General features: G+C 54.6%; 16 protein-coding genes. 13 read left to right on the forward strand and 3 right to left on the reverse strand.

Annotation, left to right across the window (positions count from 1 at the left end; translation table 11 throughout):
• The first annotated feature begins 73 nt into the window (after positions 1-73).
• Together INF61_RS10915 and INF61_RS10920 are read left to right on the forward strand one after the other, a co-directional pair.
• A complete protein-coding gene (locus INF61_RS10915) occupies positions 74-1,279 on the forward strand; it encodes a glycosyltransferase (RefSeq protein ID WP_017693957.1) in 1,206 nt (401 codons plus the stop codon).
• A gap of 15 nt (positions 1,280-1,294) precedes the next feature.
• Positions 1,295-2,209 carry a hypothetical protein gene (locus INF61_RS10920; RefSeq protein WP_063138718.1) on the forward strand — a complete coding sequence of 305 codons (915 nt, stop codon included), beginning with the start codon at positions 1,295-1,297 and terminating at the stop codon, positions 2,207-2,209.
• Between the two features lie 27 nt (positions 2,210-2,236).
• On the opposite strand, the gene tdh is transcribed toward INF61_RS10920, so the two are convergent.
• Positions 2,237-3,265 (reverse strand): L-threonine 3-dehydrogenase, encoded by a 1,029-nt coding sequence (gene tdh, locus INF61_RS10925; RefSeq protein WP_017383610.1) that lies wholly within the window; start codon positions 3,263-3,265, stop codon positions 2,237-2,239.
• 9 nt (positions 3,266-3,274) lie between these two features.
• The gene (gene kbl, locus INF61_RS10930; protein WP_015570030.1) at positions 3,275-4,471 is read right to left on the reverse strand and encodes a glycine C-acetyltransferase; all 1,197 of its coding nucleotides are present in this window, start codon (positions 4,469-4,471) and stop codon (positions 3,275-3,277) included.
• 213 nt (positions 4,472-4,684) lie between these two features.
• On the opposite strand from kbl, the gene rfaD reads away from it, so the two are divergent.
• Genes rfaD through INF61_RS10955 form a run of 5 tightly spaced genes read left to right on the forward strand, consistent with a single transcriptional unit; the run spans position 4,685 to position 9,671 of the window.
• The gene (rfaD, locus tag INF61_RS10935; protein ID WP_003860858.1) at positions 4,685-5,617 is read left to right on the forward strand and encodes an ADP-glyceromanno-heptose 6-epimerase; all 933 of its coding nucleotides are present in this window, start codon (positions 4,685-4,687) and stop codon (positions 5,615-5,617) included.
• Between the two features lie 2 nt (positions 5,618-5,619).
• Positions 5,620-6,666 carry an ADP-heptose--LPS heptosyltransferase RfaF gene (gene rfaF / locus INF61_RS10940; RefSeq protein ID WP_015570031.1) on the forward strand — a complete coding sequence of 349 codons (1,047 nt, stop codon included), beginning with the start codon at positions 5,620-5,622 and terminating at the stop codon, positions 6,664-6,666.
• 3 nt (positions 6,667-6,669) lie between these two features.
• Complete coding sequence (rfaC, locus tag INF61_RS10945) at positions 6,670-7,653, forward strand: lipopolysaccharide heptosyltransferase RfaC (RefSeq protein ID WP_032646779.1); 984 nt, start codon at positions 6,670-6,672, stop codon at positions 7,651-7,653.
• 3 nt (positions 7,654-7,656) lie between these two features.
• Positions 7,657-8,766, forward strand: coding sequence for a glycosyltransferase family 9 protein (locus INF61_RS10950; RefSeq protein ID WP_193547764.1), 1,110 nt, complete (start codon positions 7,657-7,659; stop codon positions 8,764-8,766).
• Between the two features lie 5 nt (positions 8,767-8,771).
• Complete coding sequence (locus INF61_RS10955; RefSeq protein ID WP_193547765.1) at positions 8,772-9,671, forward strand: glycosyltransferase family 2 protein; 900 nt, start codon at positions 8,772-8,774, stop codon at positions 9,669-9,671.
• A 38-nt stretch (positions 9,672-9,709) separates the two neighbouring features.
• Here INF61_RS10955 and INF61_RS10960 read toward each other — a convergent pair whose 3' ends face one another.
• Positions 9,710-10,663 carry a polysaccharide deacetylase family protein gene (locus INF61_RS10960; RefSeq protein ID WP_032646773.1) on the reverse strand — a complete coding sequence of 318 codons (954 nt, stop codon included), beginning with the start codon at positions 10,661-10,663 and terminating at the stop codon, positions 9,710-9,712.
• Positions 10,664-10,813: 150 nt separating this feature from the next.
• On the opposite strand from INF61_RS10960, the gene rfaQ reads away from it, so the two are divergent.
• The 6 genes from rfaQ to INF61_RS10990 all read left to right on the forward strand — a co-directional run bounded on the left by rfaQ (position 10,814) and on the right by INF61_RS10990 (position 17,223).
• On the forward strand, positions 10,814-11,884 hold the full coding sequence (gene rfaQ, locus INF61_RS10965; protein ID WP_060460063.1) for a putative lipopolysaccharide heptosyltransferase III: 1,071 nt from the start codon (positions 10,814-10,816) through the stop codon (positions 11,882-11,884).
• On the forward strand, positions 11,881-13,008 hold the full coding sequence (locus INF61_RS10970) for a glycosyltransferase family 4 protein (RefSeq protein ID WP_015570036.1): 1,128 nt from the start codon (positions 11,881-11,883) through the stop codon (positions 13,006-13,008). Before rfaQ ends, INF61_RS10970 begins: the two co-directional genes overlap by 4 nt.
• Positions 13,009-13,010: 2 nt before the next feature.
• The gene (locus INF61_RS10975; RefSeq protein ID WP_040117054.1) at positions 13,011-14,111 is read left to right on the forward strand and encodes a glycosyltransferase; all 1,101 of its coding nucleotides are present in this window, start codon (positions 13,011-13,013) and stop codon (positions 14,109-14,111) included.
• Between the two features lie 11 nt (positions 14,112-14,122).
• On the forward strand, positions 14,123-15,112 hold the full coding sequence (locus INF61_RS10980; protein ID WP_015570038.1) for a glycosyltransferase: 990 nt from the start codon (positions 14,123-14,125) through the stop codon (positions 15,110-15,112).
• A gap of 66 nt (positions 15,113-15,178) precedes the next feature.
• The gene (gene waaA / locus INF61_RS10985; RefSeq protein WP_003860874.1) at positions 15,179-16,453 is read left to right on the forward strand and encodes a lipid IV(A) 3-deoxy-D-manno-octulosonic acid transferase; all 1,275 of its coding nucleotides are present in this window, start codon (positions 15,179-15,181) and stop codon (positions 16,451-16,453) included.
• A complete protein-coding gene (locus INF61_RS10990) occupies positions 16,453-17,223 on the forward strand; it encodes a glycosyltransferase family 2 protein (protein WP_015570039.1) in 771 nt (256 codons plus the stop codon). The genes waaA and INF61_RS10990 overlap by 1 nt, the downstream gene beginning before the upstream one ends.
• Position 17,224: the final 1 nt, after the last annotated feature.

The following is a 17,224-nucleotide window of genomic DNA, read 5'->3' on the forward strand; positions in this document are numbered from 1 at the left end:
TACAAAAAATCTATTTTATTTCAGTAAATTCTTTATAATGCGGTCAGATGAAGGGTAGCATACGGATTCAGACATGCCGCAAAAACGTAAAATCCTCCTCCTGGACACGGGCAAAGAATGGGGGGGAGGTACCAACAGTATGCTTGAGCTTCTGAAGCGAATCAACCGCGACAAATTCGACATTACTTGTTGTTTTTACAGTGATTATAGTCGTGCTGAAGGTCAAACGATTGGCCAGGTGCTCAATAGCATTGGGATCCCGCTACTCGTTATCCCTCAACGTAAGCAACCGGCATGGGCAAAACTACTGAAAGAAGCGGGACGTGGTCTGCTGTTTTTCTCGCGTTCAGCGCGCAAAGCATTTACGCGGCATATCGATACCCTGTGGCGCATTCGCCCCAACGTCAGCAAGATTGAGACCATTTTCAGGGAAGGTGGATTCGATACGCTGTATATGAACAACCAGCCAGGCTCTAACGAAGAAGGGTATCTGGCGGGCGCAAACCTGCATGCGCGGATAATCCAGCACTGCCGGATTGAACCGGTGCTGACCCCGCCGCTGGTGAAGCTGGTCAATGCCCATGCCACAAAAATCATCGCCGTCTCGCACGGCGTTGAACGCGTGTTGCTTCAGCATGGCGTCCGGCCAGCGCTGTGTACCACGGTCAACAATGCTATCGACATCCACCAGCCTTTGCCCGACCGACGCGCGATGCGCCAGCGCCTGAACATTGATGACGACACGTTTGTGTTCGGCAGCATTGGCTCGCTAATCCCTCGCAAAGCCAACCACCATACGCTGGAGGCGCTGGCACAGTTCAGCCAGAGGCACCCGCAGGCAAAATGGAAGATGGTGCTGGTCGGTGAAGGGGCGGAGCGCGGCGCACTGGCGGCACAGGCTGACGCGCTGGGTATTGCTGAGCACGTCATTTTTACCGGTTTCCAGAACACGCCTTTTGACTATCTCGCCACCTTTGACGCATTTATTCTGGCTTCGAAGAGCGAAGGCCTGCCGCGCGTCGTGCTGGAGGCAATGCTGCTGAATATTCCCGTGATTGGTTCAAAGGTGACCGGCACGGCAGAATTGATCGATCATGAGTCGACCGGCCTGCTGTTTCCCTGGAGCGACGTGTCGCAACTTGCTCAACATCTGGATAATATCTGGCAGGATCCTGCTCTGCGCGCCCGGCTCGCCGCTGCCGCACACCAGAATGTCTGCAACATGTATGCCATTGAAAGCTATGTTAACGGTGTCGAGGCCGTTCTTGGCGCGCAATAACCAAACGAGAAGAACATGTTTAAATTCCTGAATGCTCGCTACCGCCACATTACCGGGCGTCATAACATTCCTTACGCTTCCCTTCCGGTCACGCGCGATCTCGTTGCGGTGGATTCCATTGTGATCCCGTGTACGGGCGCGGATTTCGTCGAAGAGGCGTTATTGTCAGCGACCTTTGCAGAGCGTTATGCCACCGACGTCAGCGAGATTGTTATCGTCAGCGATCAGCCTGAATCCGCTTTCGGCGAGCTGCCGCCAAAAACCCGCGTTGTTACCCTCACGCTTCCAAAACGTGAAGAAGGTTACCGCTATAAGCAGATCTACCTCAGTCGTCTGGTGAAGCTTAACGCTCCGTTGCAGGCGCGCGGTGAAGGTGTGCTGATGATCGACTCCGATCTCAACCTGCTTAAAATGCCAGAGATCAACATGGCGGATATGCACATCTACTCCAGCTTCCGTCAGGGCAAAATGATTGCCAAGCTGGACGGCGCGCCAGCGGAGAAAGTGCCGGCATATTACAAAGAAACGGTGCGTCCGTATCTGGTCGATCACGTTAACGGCGCGTTTCTTGCCGCCACCAAAAAGACCTGGCGCCGTATCTGCCCGCTGTGGCTGACGCTGTTCCAGGATACCTGGGAGCTGATGGACGACACGCAGCCGCCGACCGATCAGCTGCCGCTCGCTGCGCTGCTGGACATGCTGGATGTAAAAACGGTTAACCTCGGTGACTGGATGAACTGGCCGGTCTCCAAGAAGATCGGCGGTCAGGAAGCCGTTGTGCCGAAAGAGGTGATTGGCGCGCACGGTGGTTTCCCGCTTTCCGAATGGCAGAAGTATCTGGAATCGCCGGATAACAGGCTGCTGTTCAAAGGGCAGGACTACACCCGCAAGGTGCGTTACCTGACGGACGAAGAGAAAAAGAATCATTAAAAAAAGGGGCCGCTGGCCCCTTTTTAATTACTTATCCCAGCTCAGGATCACTTTCCCTGACTGGCCGGACCGCATTGCGTCAAAGCCCTGCTGGAACTCATCGATGGAGAAACGGTGAGTGATAATCGGGGACAGATCCAGACCGGACTGGATCAGCGCGGCCATCTTGTACCAGGTTTCGAACATCTCACGGCCATAGATGCCCTTAATGAACAGCCCCTTGAAGATGACTTTGTTCCAGTCAATGGACATATCTGACGGCGGAATACCCAGCATCGCGATACGGCCACCGTGGTTCATGGTGTCGAGCATGGTGCGGAACGCCGGTGGCGCGCCGGACATCTCCAGACCCACGTCAAAGCCTTCGGTCATGCCCAGCTCTTCCATCACATCGGTCAGGCTCTCTTTCGAGACATCCACCGCGCGGGTGACGCCCATTTTGCGCGCCAGCGACAGGCGGTATTCGTTCACGTCGGTGATCACCACGTTGCGCGCACCCACATGCTTCGCCACGGCTGCCGCCATAATGCCGATGGGGCCCGCACCGGAAACCAGCACGTCTTCACCCACCAGGTCGAAGGAGAGCGCCGTGTGTACCGCGTTGCCGAACGGGTCGAAGATGGAGGCCAGATCGTCAGAGATATTGTCCGGGATTTTGAACGCGTTAAACGCCGGGATCACCAGGTATTCCGCGAAGCAGCCCGGACGGTTCACGCCCACGCCGACGGTGTTGCGGCACAGGTGGGTACGCCCACCGCGACAGTTACGGCAGTGACCGCAGGTAATGTGGCCTTCACCGGAGACGCGATCGCCAATGTTGAAGCCTTTTACTTCCTGGCCGATACCCACCACTTCGCCGACATATTCGTGACCGACAACCATCGGTACCGGAATGGTTTTCTGTGACCACTGGTCCCAGTTGTAGATGTGAACGTCAGTACCGCAGATGGCGGTTTTACGAATTTTGATCAGCAGATCGTTATGACCGACTTCCGGCTCCGGCACGTCGGTCATCCAAATCCCTTCTTCCGCTTTCAGTTTGGATAACGCTTTCATCATACGTCCTCAGGCAATGACGCCCAGCTGTTTGCCGATGCGGGTAAAGGCTTCCACCGCACGTTCAATTTGTTCAGGCGAGTGCGCCGCAGACATCTGGGTGCGGATACGCGCCTGACCTTTTGGTACCACCGGGAAGAAGAACCCGGTCACGTAAATCCCTTCTTTCTGAAGCTCACGAGCAAATTTCTGCGCGACAACCGCGTCGCCCAGCATCACCGGAATGATCGCGTGATCGGCACCGGCCAGGGTGAATCCTGCGGCACTCATTTTTTCACGGAACAGGCGGGCGTTAGCCCACAGGCGGTCGCGTAGCTCAGCTCCGGATTCCACCATCTCCAGCACTTTAATGGAGGCAGCCACAATCGCCGGCGCCAGGGAGTTGGAGAACAGATACGGGCGGGAGCGCTGGCGCAGCCACTCGACCACCTCTTTACGCGCGGCGGTGTAGCCGCCAGACGCGCCGCCGAGCGCTTTGCCCAGCGTACCGGTGATGATATCCACGCGGCCCATTACGTCGCAGTATTCGTGGGAGCCACGACCGTTTTCGCCGACAAAACCGACCGCGTGAGAGTCATCCACCATCACCAGCGCGTCGTATTTATCCGCCAGATCGCACACGCCCTTCAGGTTGGCGATCACACCGTCCATGGAGAACACGCCGTCGGTGGCGATCAGGACGTGGCGAGCCCCCGCTTCACGGGCCTCTTTCAGGCGCGCTTCCAGCTCCACCATGTCGTTGTTGGCGTAGCGGAAACGCTTCGCTTTGCACAGGCGTACGCCGTCGATGATGGAGGCGTGGTTCAGGGCGTCGGAGATAATCGCGTCTTCTGCGCCGAGCAAGGTCTCAAACAGACCGCCGTTGGCGTCGAAGCAGGAGGAGTACAGAATCGCGTCTTCCATTCCGAGGAAGTTCGCCAGCTTTTGCTCAAGCTGCTTGTGGCTGTCCTGCGTACCGCAGATAAAGCGAACGGAGGCCATACCGAAACCGTGGGTGTCCATGCCGTTTTTCGCCGCGGCAATTAGCTCAGGGTGATTCGCAAGACCTAAATAGTTGTTCGCGCAAAAGTTGATCACATGGCTGCCGTCGGCAACGGTGATGTCCGCCTGCTGGGCAGACGTGATAATACGCTCTTCTTTGAACAACCCTTCCGCACGTGCGGTGTCGAGGTCGCTGTTTAACTGTTTGTAAAAATCACCACGCATTGCAATTCTCCAGACTCGGCAAATTTTGGCACATATTACCCAAACCAATAGTTCATGACGAGATGACGCAGTATCTCTTCTCGTTTTTGCAGCATAAATCACGCGTACCCCTGCTGCATATCGGTGAATGGCTGAAGCCTGAGCATTGTGATGATATGATAAAGAGATTAGCGTTCGGGATATTCCCCGACTCATACTTCAAAGGTTACAGTTATGATCATCGTTACTGGCGGCGCGGGCTTTATCGGCAGCAATATTGTTAAGGCCCTCAATGACAAAGGCATCACCGACATTCTGGTGGTAGACAACCTGAAAGACGGCACCAAGTTCGTGAACCTGGTGGATCTGAACATCGCTGACTACATGGATAAAGAAGACTTCCTTATCCAGATTATGGCGGGTGAAGAGTTCGGCGAGATCGAAGCCATCTTCCACGAAGGTGCGTGCTCCTCCACCACCGAGTGGGACGGCAAGTACATGATGGATAACAACTATCAGTACTCCAAAGAGCTCCTGCACTACTGCCTGGAGCGTGAAATTCCGTTCCTGTACGCCTCTTCCGCGGCAACTTACGGTGGGCGCACTTCAGATTTCATCGAATCCCGCGAATATGAGCAGCCGCTGAACGTTTACGGTTACTCCAAGTTCCTGTTTGATGAGTACGTACGTCAGATCCTGCCAGAAGCGAACTCGCAGATTGTCGGCTTCCGCTACTTCAACGTCTACGGGCCGCGCGAAGGCCACAAAGGCAGCATGGCGAGCGTGGCGTTCCACCTGAACACCCAATTAAATAACGGCGAAAGCCCGAAACTGTTCGAAGGCAGCGACGGCTTCAAGCGTGACTTCGTCTACGTGGGCGATGTGGCGGCAGTAAACCTGTGGTTCCTGGAAAATGGCGTGTCCGGCATTTTCAACCTGGGCACCGGCCGCGCGGAATCCTTCCAGGCGGTGGCAGACGCGACGCTGGCGTACCATAAGAAAGGCAGCATCGAGTACATTCCGTTCCCGGATAAGCTGAAAGGCCGCTACCAGGCATTCACCCAGGCGGACCTGACTAACCTGCGCGCCGCAGGCTACGACAAGCCGTTCAAGACCGTTGCCGAAGGCGTAACGGAATATATGGCCTGGCTGAACCGCGACGCATAAGCATGAAAATTCTGGTGATCGGCCCGTCATGGGTGGGCGACATGATGATGTCGCAAAGTCTCTATCGCACGCTCAAGGCGCGTTATCCCCAGGCGATAATCGACGTGATGGCACCCGCATGGTGCCGTCCGCTGTTATCGCGTATGCCGGAAGTGAACGAGGCGATCCCGATGCCGCTCGGACACGGGGCGCTGGAAATCGGTGAACGCCGCAAACTCGGCCACAGCCTGCGCGAGAAACGCTATGACCGCGCGTACGTGCTGCCTAACTCCTTCAAATCCGCCCTTGTGCCCTTCTTTGCGGGCATCCCGCACCGTACCGGCTGGCGCGGTGAAATGCGCTACGGCCTGCTGAACGACGCCCGGGTGCTGGATAAAGAGGCCTGGCCGCTGATGGTGGAGCGCTACGTGGCGCTGGCCTACGACAAAGGCGTGATGCGCAGCGCGAAAGATCTGCCGCAGCCGCTGCTGTGGCCGCAGCTCCAGGTAAGCGATGGGGAGAAATCCCACACCTGCAACGCATTTGGCATTTCGTCCGAACGCCCGATGATTGGGTTCTGCCCTGGCGCAGAATTCGGTCCGGCAAAACGCTGGCCGCACTATCACTATGCAGAGCTGGCGAAACAGCTTATCGATGAAGGCTATCAGATTGTGCTGTTTGGCTCGGCGAAAGATCATGAGGCGGGCAATGAAATTCTCGCCACGCTGAGCACCGAGCAACAGGCATGGTGCCGAAACCTGGCCGGGGAAACGCAGCTCGAGCAGGCGGTTATCCTGATTGCCGCCTGTAAGGCCGTGGTCAGTAACGACTCTGGCCTGATGCACGTCGCCGCCGCGCTGGATCGCCCGCTGGTCGCGCTGTATGGCCCAAGCAGCCCGGACTTCACGCCGCCGCTGTCGCACAAGGCGCGCGTGATCCGTTTGATCACCGGCTACCACAAGGTGCGCAAAGGCGATGCCGCAGAAGGTTACCATCAGAGCCTGATCGACATTACCCCGCAGCGTGTTCTCGAAGAACTCAACGCACTGCTGTTGAGCGAAGAAGGATAACGGATGCGGGTATTGATCGTTAAAACCTCCTCAATGGGTGATGTTCTGCATACGCTGCCGTCGCTGACGGACGCCATGCGGGCCATTCCCGGCATCCGTTTTGACTGGGTGGTGGAAGAAGGCTTCGCGCAGATCCCCACCTGGCATGAAGCGGTTGATCGCGTGATCCCGGTGGCCATTCGCCGCTGGCGCAAAGCATGGTTCTCCGCACAGATTAAAGCCGAACGCAAAGCCTTCCGCGAAGCGGTGCAGGCCCGGCGTTACGACGCGATCGTCGACGCCCAGGGGCTAGTGAAAAGCGCCGCGCTGGTCACGCGTCTGGCGCACGGCGTAAAGCACGGCATGGACTGGCAAACCGCCCGCGAACCGCTGGCGAGCCTGTTCTATAATCGTCGCCACCATATTGCGAAGCAGCAGCACGCCGTGGAACGTACCCGCGAGCTGTTCGCTAAGAGTCTCGGCTATGCAAAACCCGACCTCCAGGGTGACTACGCCATCGCACAGCATTTTCTGCGCGAAACGGACAAGGATATCGCGCCCTATCTGGTCTTCCTGCATGCCACAACGCGCGACGATAAGCACTGGCCGGAAACGCACTGGAGAAGGCTGATTGAACTAATGCAACCTTGCGGTATCCATATTAAACTCCCGTGGGGCGCTGAACATGAGCGGCAGCGAGCGGAACGTCTGGCAGCAGGTTTTTCCCACGTCGAGGTGTTACCCAAACTCACGCTGGCGCAGGTTGCCGCACAGCTGGCGGGCGCTAACGCCGTCGTTTCTGTGGATACAGGGTTAAGCCATTTAACCGCCGCACTGGATCGTCCTAATATCACGATTTTCGGCCCGACCGATCCGGGGTTGATCGGGGGTTACGGTAAAAACCAGCATCAGATGGTTAGCCCTACGCAACAAACGAAGGATATTAGCGCAGATGCTATTTTTTCATTTTTACAGGGCAGCCATCGGCTTTCCAACAGGGATATTTAACCCATGAGTTATGTATTTCTGCTGATTTTACTCTTTCCGGTGAAACTCATCCGGAAGCTGTTTCGAAAGGACACGGGCAAAAACCTTGTCATTCAGACAGCCAAAATCGGTGACTTTATTAATGCGACGCCTCTTCTGGCATATCTGCAAAAAAGCGATGTGTTGATCAGTCGCAGCGTTGGCGCGCTGGCGAAGCATGATGAGACTATTGAGCAGATCTATTTTATTGAGCAGCATAAGCGCAACCTGTGGCGTAAACTGTGCTTCGCGTGCAGGATCATGAACCGCTACGACAACGTCTACCTGCTACAGCCCAACAGCGTGAACCTCTTTTTTGCCGCCGTCTGCAATGCCAAAAACAAACAATTTTTAAGCATTTACACGCGCAGGTGGTATCACGGGATTTTCTATCTCGCAGCCGACGGCACCGTTGAGCATGGCAAAAAAACGCTTTCGGTGACGAACTACCTGAAACTGGCCGACCGCTCGCTCACGTGGCAAGACTCTCCCAAGCACGCCACAAAGCCACTCTTCAAGCCGACGACCTGGCCGGCCATTCTTGATAAACCTGGCGTTATCCGCATCGGCATCAGTATTGCGGCGGGCAATAAAGCCAAAACCGTCCCTCCGGTTATCTGGAAGCGGATTGTTGATCAACTTGCTGATTTACCCTGCGAGTTTTATGTCTTCGGCGCGCCAAACGAACAGTCGTGGATGGACGATATCACCCGTCTTTACGGTGACATCCCCAATTTTATCAATCTTATTGGCAAAATTTCGCTGGAAGAGCTTCCCTGGGCCATTTCTAAGATGGACTGCTATATCGCGTCTGACTCGGGGAATGTCTACATCGCAGACGCCGTCGGCGTGCCGGTGGTCCTGCTGTTTGGACCGTGTTGTCACTATGAACAGCGTCCGCTTGGCAATGTGATGCTGATCGGGAATGACGATAACATTTGTTCTTATGTGTTTGAAACGCGCTATTACTTCCCGCAAGAACGGGAAGCGCTATTCTCTGTCACTGACTCCGCGTTAAACGATCTTCAGCAGTTTATCCGTACATTACCAAAAGCCCGCTCACTGGCTAGCGCTACCGACGCTCAAGGAAACTAATTTTTATGGCTTTTTTAAGCGTCATTATTGCTGCGCATAACGCTGAAGCTACGCTGCACGCCACGCTTTCAAGCCTGCTGGCAGCAACCGATCAGGACACTGAAATTATTATTTTCAATGACAGTTCTGAGGATGCCACGCAGGCAATAATTGATGAGTGGTCGCCGAAATTTCCTCAGATCATAACGCGCACCGTGAACTTTCGTAACGTAGGCCGGGTAAGAAACAGCGCTGTCGCGCTGGCATCGGGTGAGTATATTACGATGCTCGACAGTGATGATTGCTTAAAGCCGGGCAGCCTCAGGGACGCAATAGCCTTCCTGAAAGCGCAACGTCCGGACATGTTACTGACTCGTTTGCTTGAGATTCGCGATCCCCGGAAAATAACGTCAGACTGGCAGGGATTTAATCCTGTGCCATTGTCACAACATGAAGCAATTACTCGTTTCTTACGTCATAAAGACTTTCAGGCACATCTCATTGGCCAGTTTATTCATCGTAGCCTTTACGAGAAAAATCCCATACCTCCGATGTTATGTTATGAGGATTTCGCTGTCTTCCCGGGAATGTTGATGCAATCGAGCAAAATAGCCTATCAACGCCAGGGGCATTATTATTACATCAAGCGTCGCGACAGTTTGTCGAGCAGTCTGGACGCCAGCAAAATTTCAACGCTTGTCGAATGCACGTTACAGATGGAAAGAAAATTTCCGTCACGCTACAAACATCTCGTCAATTGCCACTGGTTTGATATTTACAGCAACCATCGGTCCTGTCTGACAGACCAACAATTGCAGCTCGTGAAACAACGCGTAAAGACCATGTATACATTGTCTTTTTTCCTGTCCACCGATGTTCGTTTTAGCTACAAAAAAAGGGTTATTGAGGCGTTATGGAAAAAATAAAACCACACCTAACGACTCAATACGCCTGGCGGGCATAACTATTTTTTGTACTGGTAAAACTCCGCCAGCGTCATCCCCACGGTCTTATCTGATAACCAGGTAAAGAGTTGCTCCAGATCCTGATACAGCCCCTCAATCGCGGCCTCGTCTTTAAAAGTAGGGCTCCCGCCAGGCATAAATTCCGACGAATGCAGCATGAATTCCACGTAGTCATTCCCCTGAGCCAGGCACTGCTGCGCAACCTTAATCATCTCCGCCGCATTTCCTCCGGACGGACGTAACCAGTTAACTGACGGAGAACGGTATTTACCGCGCAGACGATCATAACCCTGCTTCAGGGAATTCAGCCATGCCGGGTGTTTATACTGGATGCTCATCGGCACTTCAAGGAGAGGGCTGTTTCCCGGCCGGGAAATGTCGTCTACGTCCAAAAAGTAGGCACTATCGGGAAAATGCTGGTAATTCGTTCCGCCATTACCCTGCGGGGCACCTTTCGCGTTGCGCCAGTTCACGCGCGGCGTAACGGAACAATCTACCTGATACCCCAGCTCAATCAGCAACTGGGCGTAACGGCTGTCGAATGCCCAGCGCCCGGCGCGATGGCTGAGCATTTTTGTCTGGAAAGTCTCTTCCAGTAAGCGGGTCATGAAGAGCACTTTCTCACGCATGACCTCGTCTGAAAACTCAATCAGATAAGGCTGCCAGCGCCAGTCATCACCGGTCAGATCGTGCTCCGGAGGGCTATTCCAGGCATGGAGATGCATTCCCACCTCACCCTGGCCGCGGGCTATGACCTCTTTCGCGAACTCAATGAATACCGGTTCGACTGCCATCTCGTAGTTGGTCAGCCAGACGGGCTTAAAGCCGAAGCGTTCACAAAGCGCCTGAAACCGCGCCAGGTAGCGCGCGTTTTCCGTTTTGATCACCCGGTGGTTCTGCCAGAGATTATCCCCTTCGGTATCGATCGTGATGATAAACGCTGGTTTTTTCATAATGAGCCCGCAAGACAAAATAGTTAGCGCTATGTTACGCACGCCCGAAAGCAGGAGTAAACCCTTCCAGGGAAATTCCTGACATTATGGAGAAAGAGTGCAAGTCGTTACCAGGTCTATTAGAATTGCCAATAGTACAACGCCGATAAGATGATGATGAATAACTTACCTGACACGCCTGATTTGCGCATTTTACTGATCAAACTTCGCCATCATGGTGACATGTTACTCACCACCCCCGTCATCAATTCATTACGCCAGAAATGGCCTGACGCCCAAATCGACGTGCTTCTCTATGAAGAGACGCGAGACATGCTCGCCGCGCATCCGGCAATCAGGACGATCTATGGTATCGATCGTAAATGGAAGCAGCTGGGGACGCTGAAGCACCTGCAAAAAGAGTGGCAGTTGCTTCGTGCTTTACGTGCTCAGCATTATCATCTGGTGATCAATCTTGCCGATCAGTGGCGCAGCGCGATTGTTACCCGCTTCACCGGCGCACCGGTTCGGCTCGGGTTCGCTTTTAACAAGCGCAATAATGCCTTCTGGCGTTTTTGTCACAGTGAACTGGTCTCGGTCGCCAGCCATCAGTCGCTGCACACCGTTGAACAAAATCTCTCCATACTGTCAGCGCTGCCGGTAATGGCCAACCCTACCGTGACCATGGCTTACAGCGCGGATGACTGGCGCCATGCTCACCAAAAGCTGTCGCAAAAGGGCGTGGGAGACCGCTACATCGTTATTCAACCCACTTCACGCTGGTTCTTTAAGTGCTGGGATGAAGGCAAAATGGCGCAAACTATCGCCGCGTTGCAACAGGACGGCCACACTATCGTCCTCACGGCGGGACCGGACAAGAAAGAGCTGGCGATGATTGACCGCATTCTTGCCGCCTCCCCGCAGACGGGTGTTGTATCGCTGGCAGGGCAGTTAACCCTGCGCCAGCTGGCCTCGCTAATCGATCACGCGATCCTGTTCATTGGCGTTGACTCCGTACCCATGCACATGGCCGCCGCTCTTCAGACGCCCTGCGTGGCGCTGTTTGGCCCGTCAAAATTGACGTTCTGGTCGCCATGGCAGGTTAACGGAGAGGTCATCTGGGCAGGTAACTACGGCCCGCTTCCCAACCCTGACGCCATTGATACAAAAACGACGGAACGTTATCTCGACGCCATCCCCGTTGATGTTGTCGTCTCCGCCGCAAGGAGATACCTGCAATGAAGCTTCATCGTCTGGCCATTGTGCGCCAAAAATATCGTCCGGATGGGGGAGCAGAACGTTTTGTCTCCAGGGCACTTACCGCGCTGAGCAATCAAAATCTTGAGCTCAACGTCATCACCCGCGAGTGGCAGGGCGAAAAGCAGGACGACTGGCATATTCATATTTGCGATCCCCGAAAGTGGGGCCGCATCAGCCGTGAGCGCGGCTTTGCACACGCCGCGCGCGCGCTGTGGCAGCAACAGCAGTTTGATATTGTCCAGAGCCACGAACGTATTCCGGGCTGCGATATTTACCGCGCCGGGGATGGTGTACATCGACGCTGGCTGCTACAGCGTACGCGTATTCTCCCCGCCTGGCGCGCGAAGCTGCTTATGCACGATCGCTATCACCGCTACGTGATGCACGCAGAACGTGAAATGTACCAGGCTCCCGAGTTGAAAGCCGTTATCTGTAATGCGGAGATGATCAAGCGCGAAATCGTCGAAGACTTTGATATTGACGCAAAAAAGATACATGTGATTTATAATTCAATAGATTCCAGCCGCTTCGTTCCGGCAGAAGAGAGGCAACGCGCTGTACTGCGTCAGCAATTTGGCTTACCCGCTGATGCCGTCATTTTCTGCTTCGTGGGTTCAGGGTTTGAACGTAAGGGGCTGGCAAGCGCTATTCGGGCTATAGCAGGAACCTCGGCGTGGCTGGTTGTGGTCGGTCAGGATAAAGCGGAAAGCCGTTATCGCGACCTCGCCCGTTCATTAGGCTGTGAGGGGCAAATCCGTTTCCTGGGGATGCAAAAAGAGACGCTGCCATTTTATCAGCTTTCTGATGGTTTACTGCTGCCGACGCTGTATGATCCTTTCCCTAACGTCATACTTGAAGCGATGGCCTGTGGTTTGCCCGTCATTACGTCAGAGAGTTGCGGTGGTTCAGAATTTATTGAGCAAGGCCAGAACGGGTTTTACTGTGATGCACTTGATATCCACACATTGAAGGAGGCCGTCATGTCCATCCCTTCACTGGAAAAAAATAACAATATGGGGCTTGCGGCGCGTGAACGCGTCAGAGAAGCAACCCCTGAAAAACTATCAAGTCAGCTTATTTCGCTTTATCAAAAATTACTGGATTAATAATGCGCATCCTAATGATTATTGATGGTTTACCCGGTGGAGGAGCCGAAAAAACGGTTCTCACCCTCTCCAGCGGACTGACAGAACTGGGGCATCAGGTCACCCTTTTCTCCTTACGGAAGGTGTGCGACTACGCCATTCCGGAAGGCATCGATTTTCAGGTTGTGCAGGATACCTGTAAAAAACCCTGGCGGAAGCTGACCGAGATCCCGCGTCGCGCCCGTTTGCTGGATCGCGCCATCGAGCAGGCAGAACGCAGCGGTAAATTTGACGTCGTGTTCTCACATCTGCATAAAACCGACCGTATCGTGGCGCACAGCCGCGTGCTGGATCGGGATAAGGTCTGGTTCTGCGTACACGGGATGTTCTCCTTCTCCTATTTGCGCCATCGCAGCGGGATTTCTCGCTGGTTTAAGCATTATAAGATCCGTCATACCTATGAAAACCGCAACGTGGTGGCGGTATCCGGCGCCGTGCTGCACGATCTGTCTGAAGTACTCGCGATCCCCCTGCGGCGCAAAGCGGTTATCCATAACCCCTTTGATATCCCTGAAATTCAGCGTCTGGCGGAAGCGCCCTTTGAGATGCAGGGGCAGGATTACATTATCCACGTTGGCCGTTTTCATGAACACAAACGTCACGACAGGCTGCTGCGGGCGTTTGCGCTGAGCAAGATCGACGCATCGTTGGTGTTGATGGGCAAAGGTTCTGACGCGAAAATAAATCAGCTCAAACAGCTTGCCGCTAAGCTGGGAATTGAAAACAAGATCGTCTTCCGCCCGTTCGAAACCAACCCCTACCCGTGGATCAAAGGGGCACGCCTTTTAGTGTTAAGTTCCGACTGCGAAGGTTTTGGTAATGTACTGGTAGAGTCCATTATCTGTCAGACCCCACCGGTGAGTACAAACTGCCCTGGCGGCCCTGCTGAGATCCTTACTGGCCCCCTGGCGCGTGGTCTGACAGCGTTAACCGACGAATCACTGGCGAAAACACTGGCAGAACTGTATGCCTCTCCGCCGGTTGTTGATCGCGAAACGATCGCATCGTTCGGTATCAACGCCATTTGCCAGCAATACATTGCTTTGGTCGACAACCAAAAATAATCAGGTTTCATATGCAAAATTCAGCGCCTTTATTAAGCGTGGTGGTGGCCGTTTATAACGGTGAAGCTTTTCTCGATCAGTTCTTTACCTGCCTTGTAAATCAACACATCGACAGTATGGAAGTCATCATCGTGAATGACGGTTCCACTGACCGCTCGATGCAGATTGTCGAAAAATGGCGCGAAAAGCTGCCACAGATGCAGGTTATTGAACAACCTAATCAGGGCGTGTCCATCGCGCGTAATACTGGCCTGGCCGTTGCGACCGGGCAGTATCTCTCTTTCCCGGATATTGATGATGTCTTCAAACCCGGCATGTACCAGCGTCTGCTGGATATGGCCGTCACGCAGAACCTGGATGTCGCCACCTGCAATGGCAACTACGTCTGGGAAAATAACAAAAAACCGTCTCGCCCTATCTTCCCTGAAGATAAGCTCGCCTCAACGGGCGTCATGAATGGCGCGGCATGGTTAAAAAAGGCGCTGGATTCACGTAAGTTCCTGCATGTGACCTGGCTGAATATCTATCGTCACGATTTTATTCGTCAGCACGGCTTCCGTTTCGAGCCAGGCCTGCGCCATCAGGATATCCCGTGGACGACTGAGGTGCTGCTTGCCGCGGAACGCGTTCAGTACACCAGCGAACGCTTTTACGACTACTACATTCACTCCGCCTCGGTATCGCACACCCCGGATAATGACGACACGCTGATTCGCTCTGCGCGCCATTATATGAAGATCCTGAAGATGCTTGATGCCATTAACCAGCGCTACCCGGATAAAGTGAAAAATATCCCGGCCTGTTACTGGCAAATCGCTAAAGAGGGTCTGGGAATTATTCATACCTTCGACAACATGAAGGATGAGGCGAAGAAATCAATGATAATCAAAGAGTTCTTCGACACCGGGATCTGGAAGCTCATCTGGAAAAGTGCCAAAAGCCCGCGTTTGCGCTGGCGCCTGGGCCGGCGCTACTTCCGTTTAAAACGGTATCTGGCATAAGAGATAGCTTTAGCACGCTTAAATGCTTAGAATTTCCCGGCCGAAACTAAAAAAACGGATAATCGCTTGGAATTGTTGTATACCGCCCTGCTCTACATCATTCAGCCACTGGTGTGGCTGCGACTGTTGCTTCGTAGCCGTAAAGCGCCTGCGTACCGTAAACGCTGGGCCGAACGTTATGGCTACTGCCGCAATAAAGTGGCGCCGGACGGTATTCTGCTGCATTCCGTGTCAGTCGGGGAAACGCTGGCCGCCATTCCACTGGTGCGTGCCCTGCGCCACCGTTATCCGTCACTGCCCATCACCGTCACCACGATGACGCCAACCGGCTCAGAGCGCGTGATGTCTGCCTTCGGTAAAGACGTGCATCACGTCTACCTGCCGTACGATCTCCCCTGCGCCATGAACCGTTTCCTGAATACCGTGCGCCCTAAACTGGTGATCGTCATGGAAACCGAACTGTGGCCGAATATGATTTCCGCCCTGCATGCCCGTAAAATTCCTTTGGTTATCGCCAACGCGCGTCTGTCGGAACGCTCGGCGAAAGGGTACGGCAAGCTGGGTAAATTTATGCGTCGCCTGCTCAGCAAAATCACGCTGATCGCCGCGCAGAACGAAGAAGATGCCGCGCGCTTTATCGCCCTCGGCCTGAAGCGCAACCAGCTTGCGGTCACGGGTAGCCTGAAGTTCGATATTTCCGTCACCCCTGAACTCGCCGCCCGTGCGGTAACACTGCGTCGTCAGTGGGCGCCGCGTCGCCAGGTCTGGATTGCCACCAGCACCCATGATGGCGAAGAAGCCATTATTCTTCAGGCTCACCGCCAGCTGCTGGAAAAATTCCCTGATTTACTGCTGATTCTGGTTCCTCGCCATCCTGAGCGTTTTAAAGATGCCCGCGAGATGGTGCAAAAAGGCGGTTTCAGCTTCACCCTGCGCAGCAGCGGCGAAATCCCCTCTGGCAGCACGCAGGTGGTGATTGGCGATACGATGGGCGAACTGATGCTGCTGTACGGGATCGCCGATCTTGCATTCGTTGGCGGAAGCCTGGTGGAGCGCGGTGGTCATAACCCGCTGGAGCCAGCAGCCCACGCCATCCCCGTACTGATGGGGCCACACACGTTTAACTTCAAAGATATCTGCGCGAAATTGCAGCAAGCCGATGGCTTAATCACCGTGACCGACGCGGATTCGGTGGTCAAAGAGGTCTCTACCCTTCTGACTGACGAAGATTACCGCCTGTGGTACGGTCGTCACGCCGTTGAAGTCCTGCATCAGAACCAGGGGGCGCTGACCCGTCTGCTGCAACTTCTGCAACCTTACCTGCCGCAGCGGAGCCACTAATGTCAACGCGTCTGTCGGTCGTGATGATCGCCAAAAACGCCGCCGACCTGCTTCCGGATTGCCTGGCCTCTGTTGCCTGGGCTGACGAAATCGTCATTCTCGACTCCGGAAGTACGGACAACACGGCGGACGTTGCCCGTGCAGCCGGGGCAAAAGTCTTTACCGACACCGACTGGCAGGGCTACGGTATTCAGCGCCAGCGTGCGCAGGGTTACGCCACGGGCGATTACGTGTTGATGATCGATACCGATGAGCGCGTCACCCCGGAACTCCGACAGGCCATTCAAACGGTGCTTGCCGCGCCACAGCCCGGCGCGGTCTACAGTATCGCGCGTCGTAACTATTTCCTGGGCCGCTTTATGCGCCACAGCGGCTGGTACCCCGACCGCGTGATGCGCCTCTATGCGCGCGAGCGTTATCAGTACAACGACAACCTGGTCCATGAATCTCTGGCCTGCGATAGCGCTCAGGTCATCCCTCTGACGGGCGATCTGCTTCATCTGACCTGCCGCGATTTCGCCAGCTTCCAGCGGAAACAGCTGAACTATGCCACCGCCTGGGCACAGGAGCGGCATACGCGCGGCAAGAAGGCCACGCTGACCGGCATCTTCACCCACACGCTGGGCGCGTTTCTGAAAACGCTGCTGCTGCGTGGCGGCGTGCTGGACGGCAAACAGGGCTGGTTACTGGCCGTAGTGAATGCCCAGTATACTTTCAACAAATACACCGAGCTGTGGGCGCTGAACCGCGGCTACTCAGAGAAAACGTGAG

Source organism: Enterobacter cloacae complex sp. P18RS (assembly GCF_014982105.1).
Classification (GTDB): domain Bacteria; phylum Pseudomonadota; class Gammaproteobacteria; order Enterobacterales; family Enterobacteriaceae; genus Enterobacter; species Enterobacter hormaechei_C.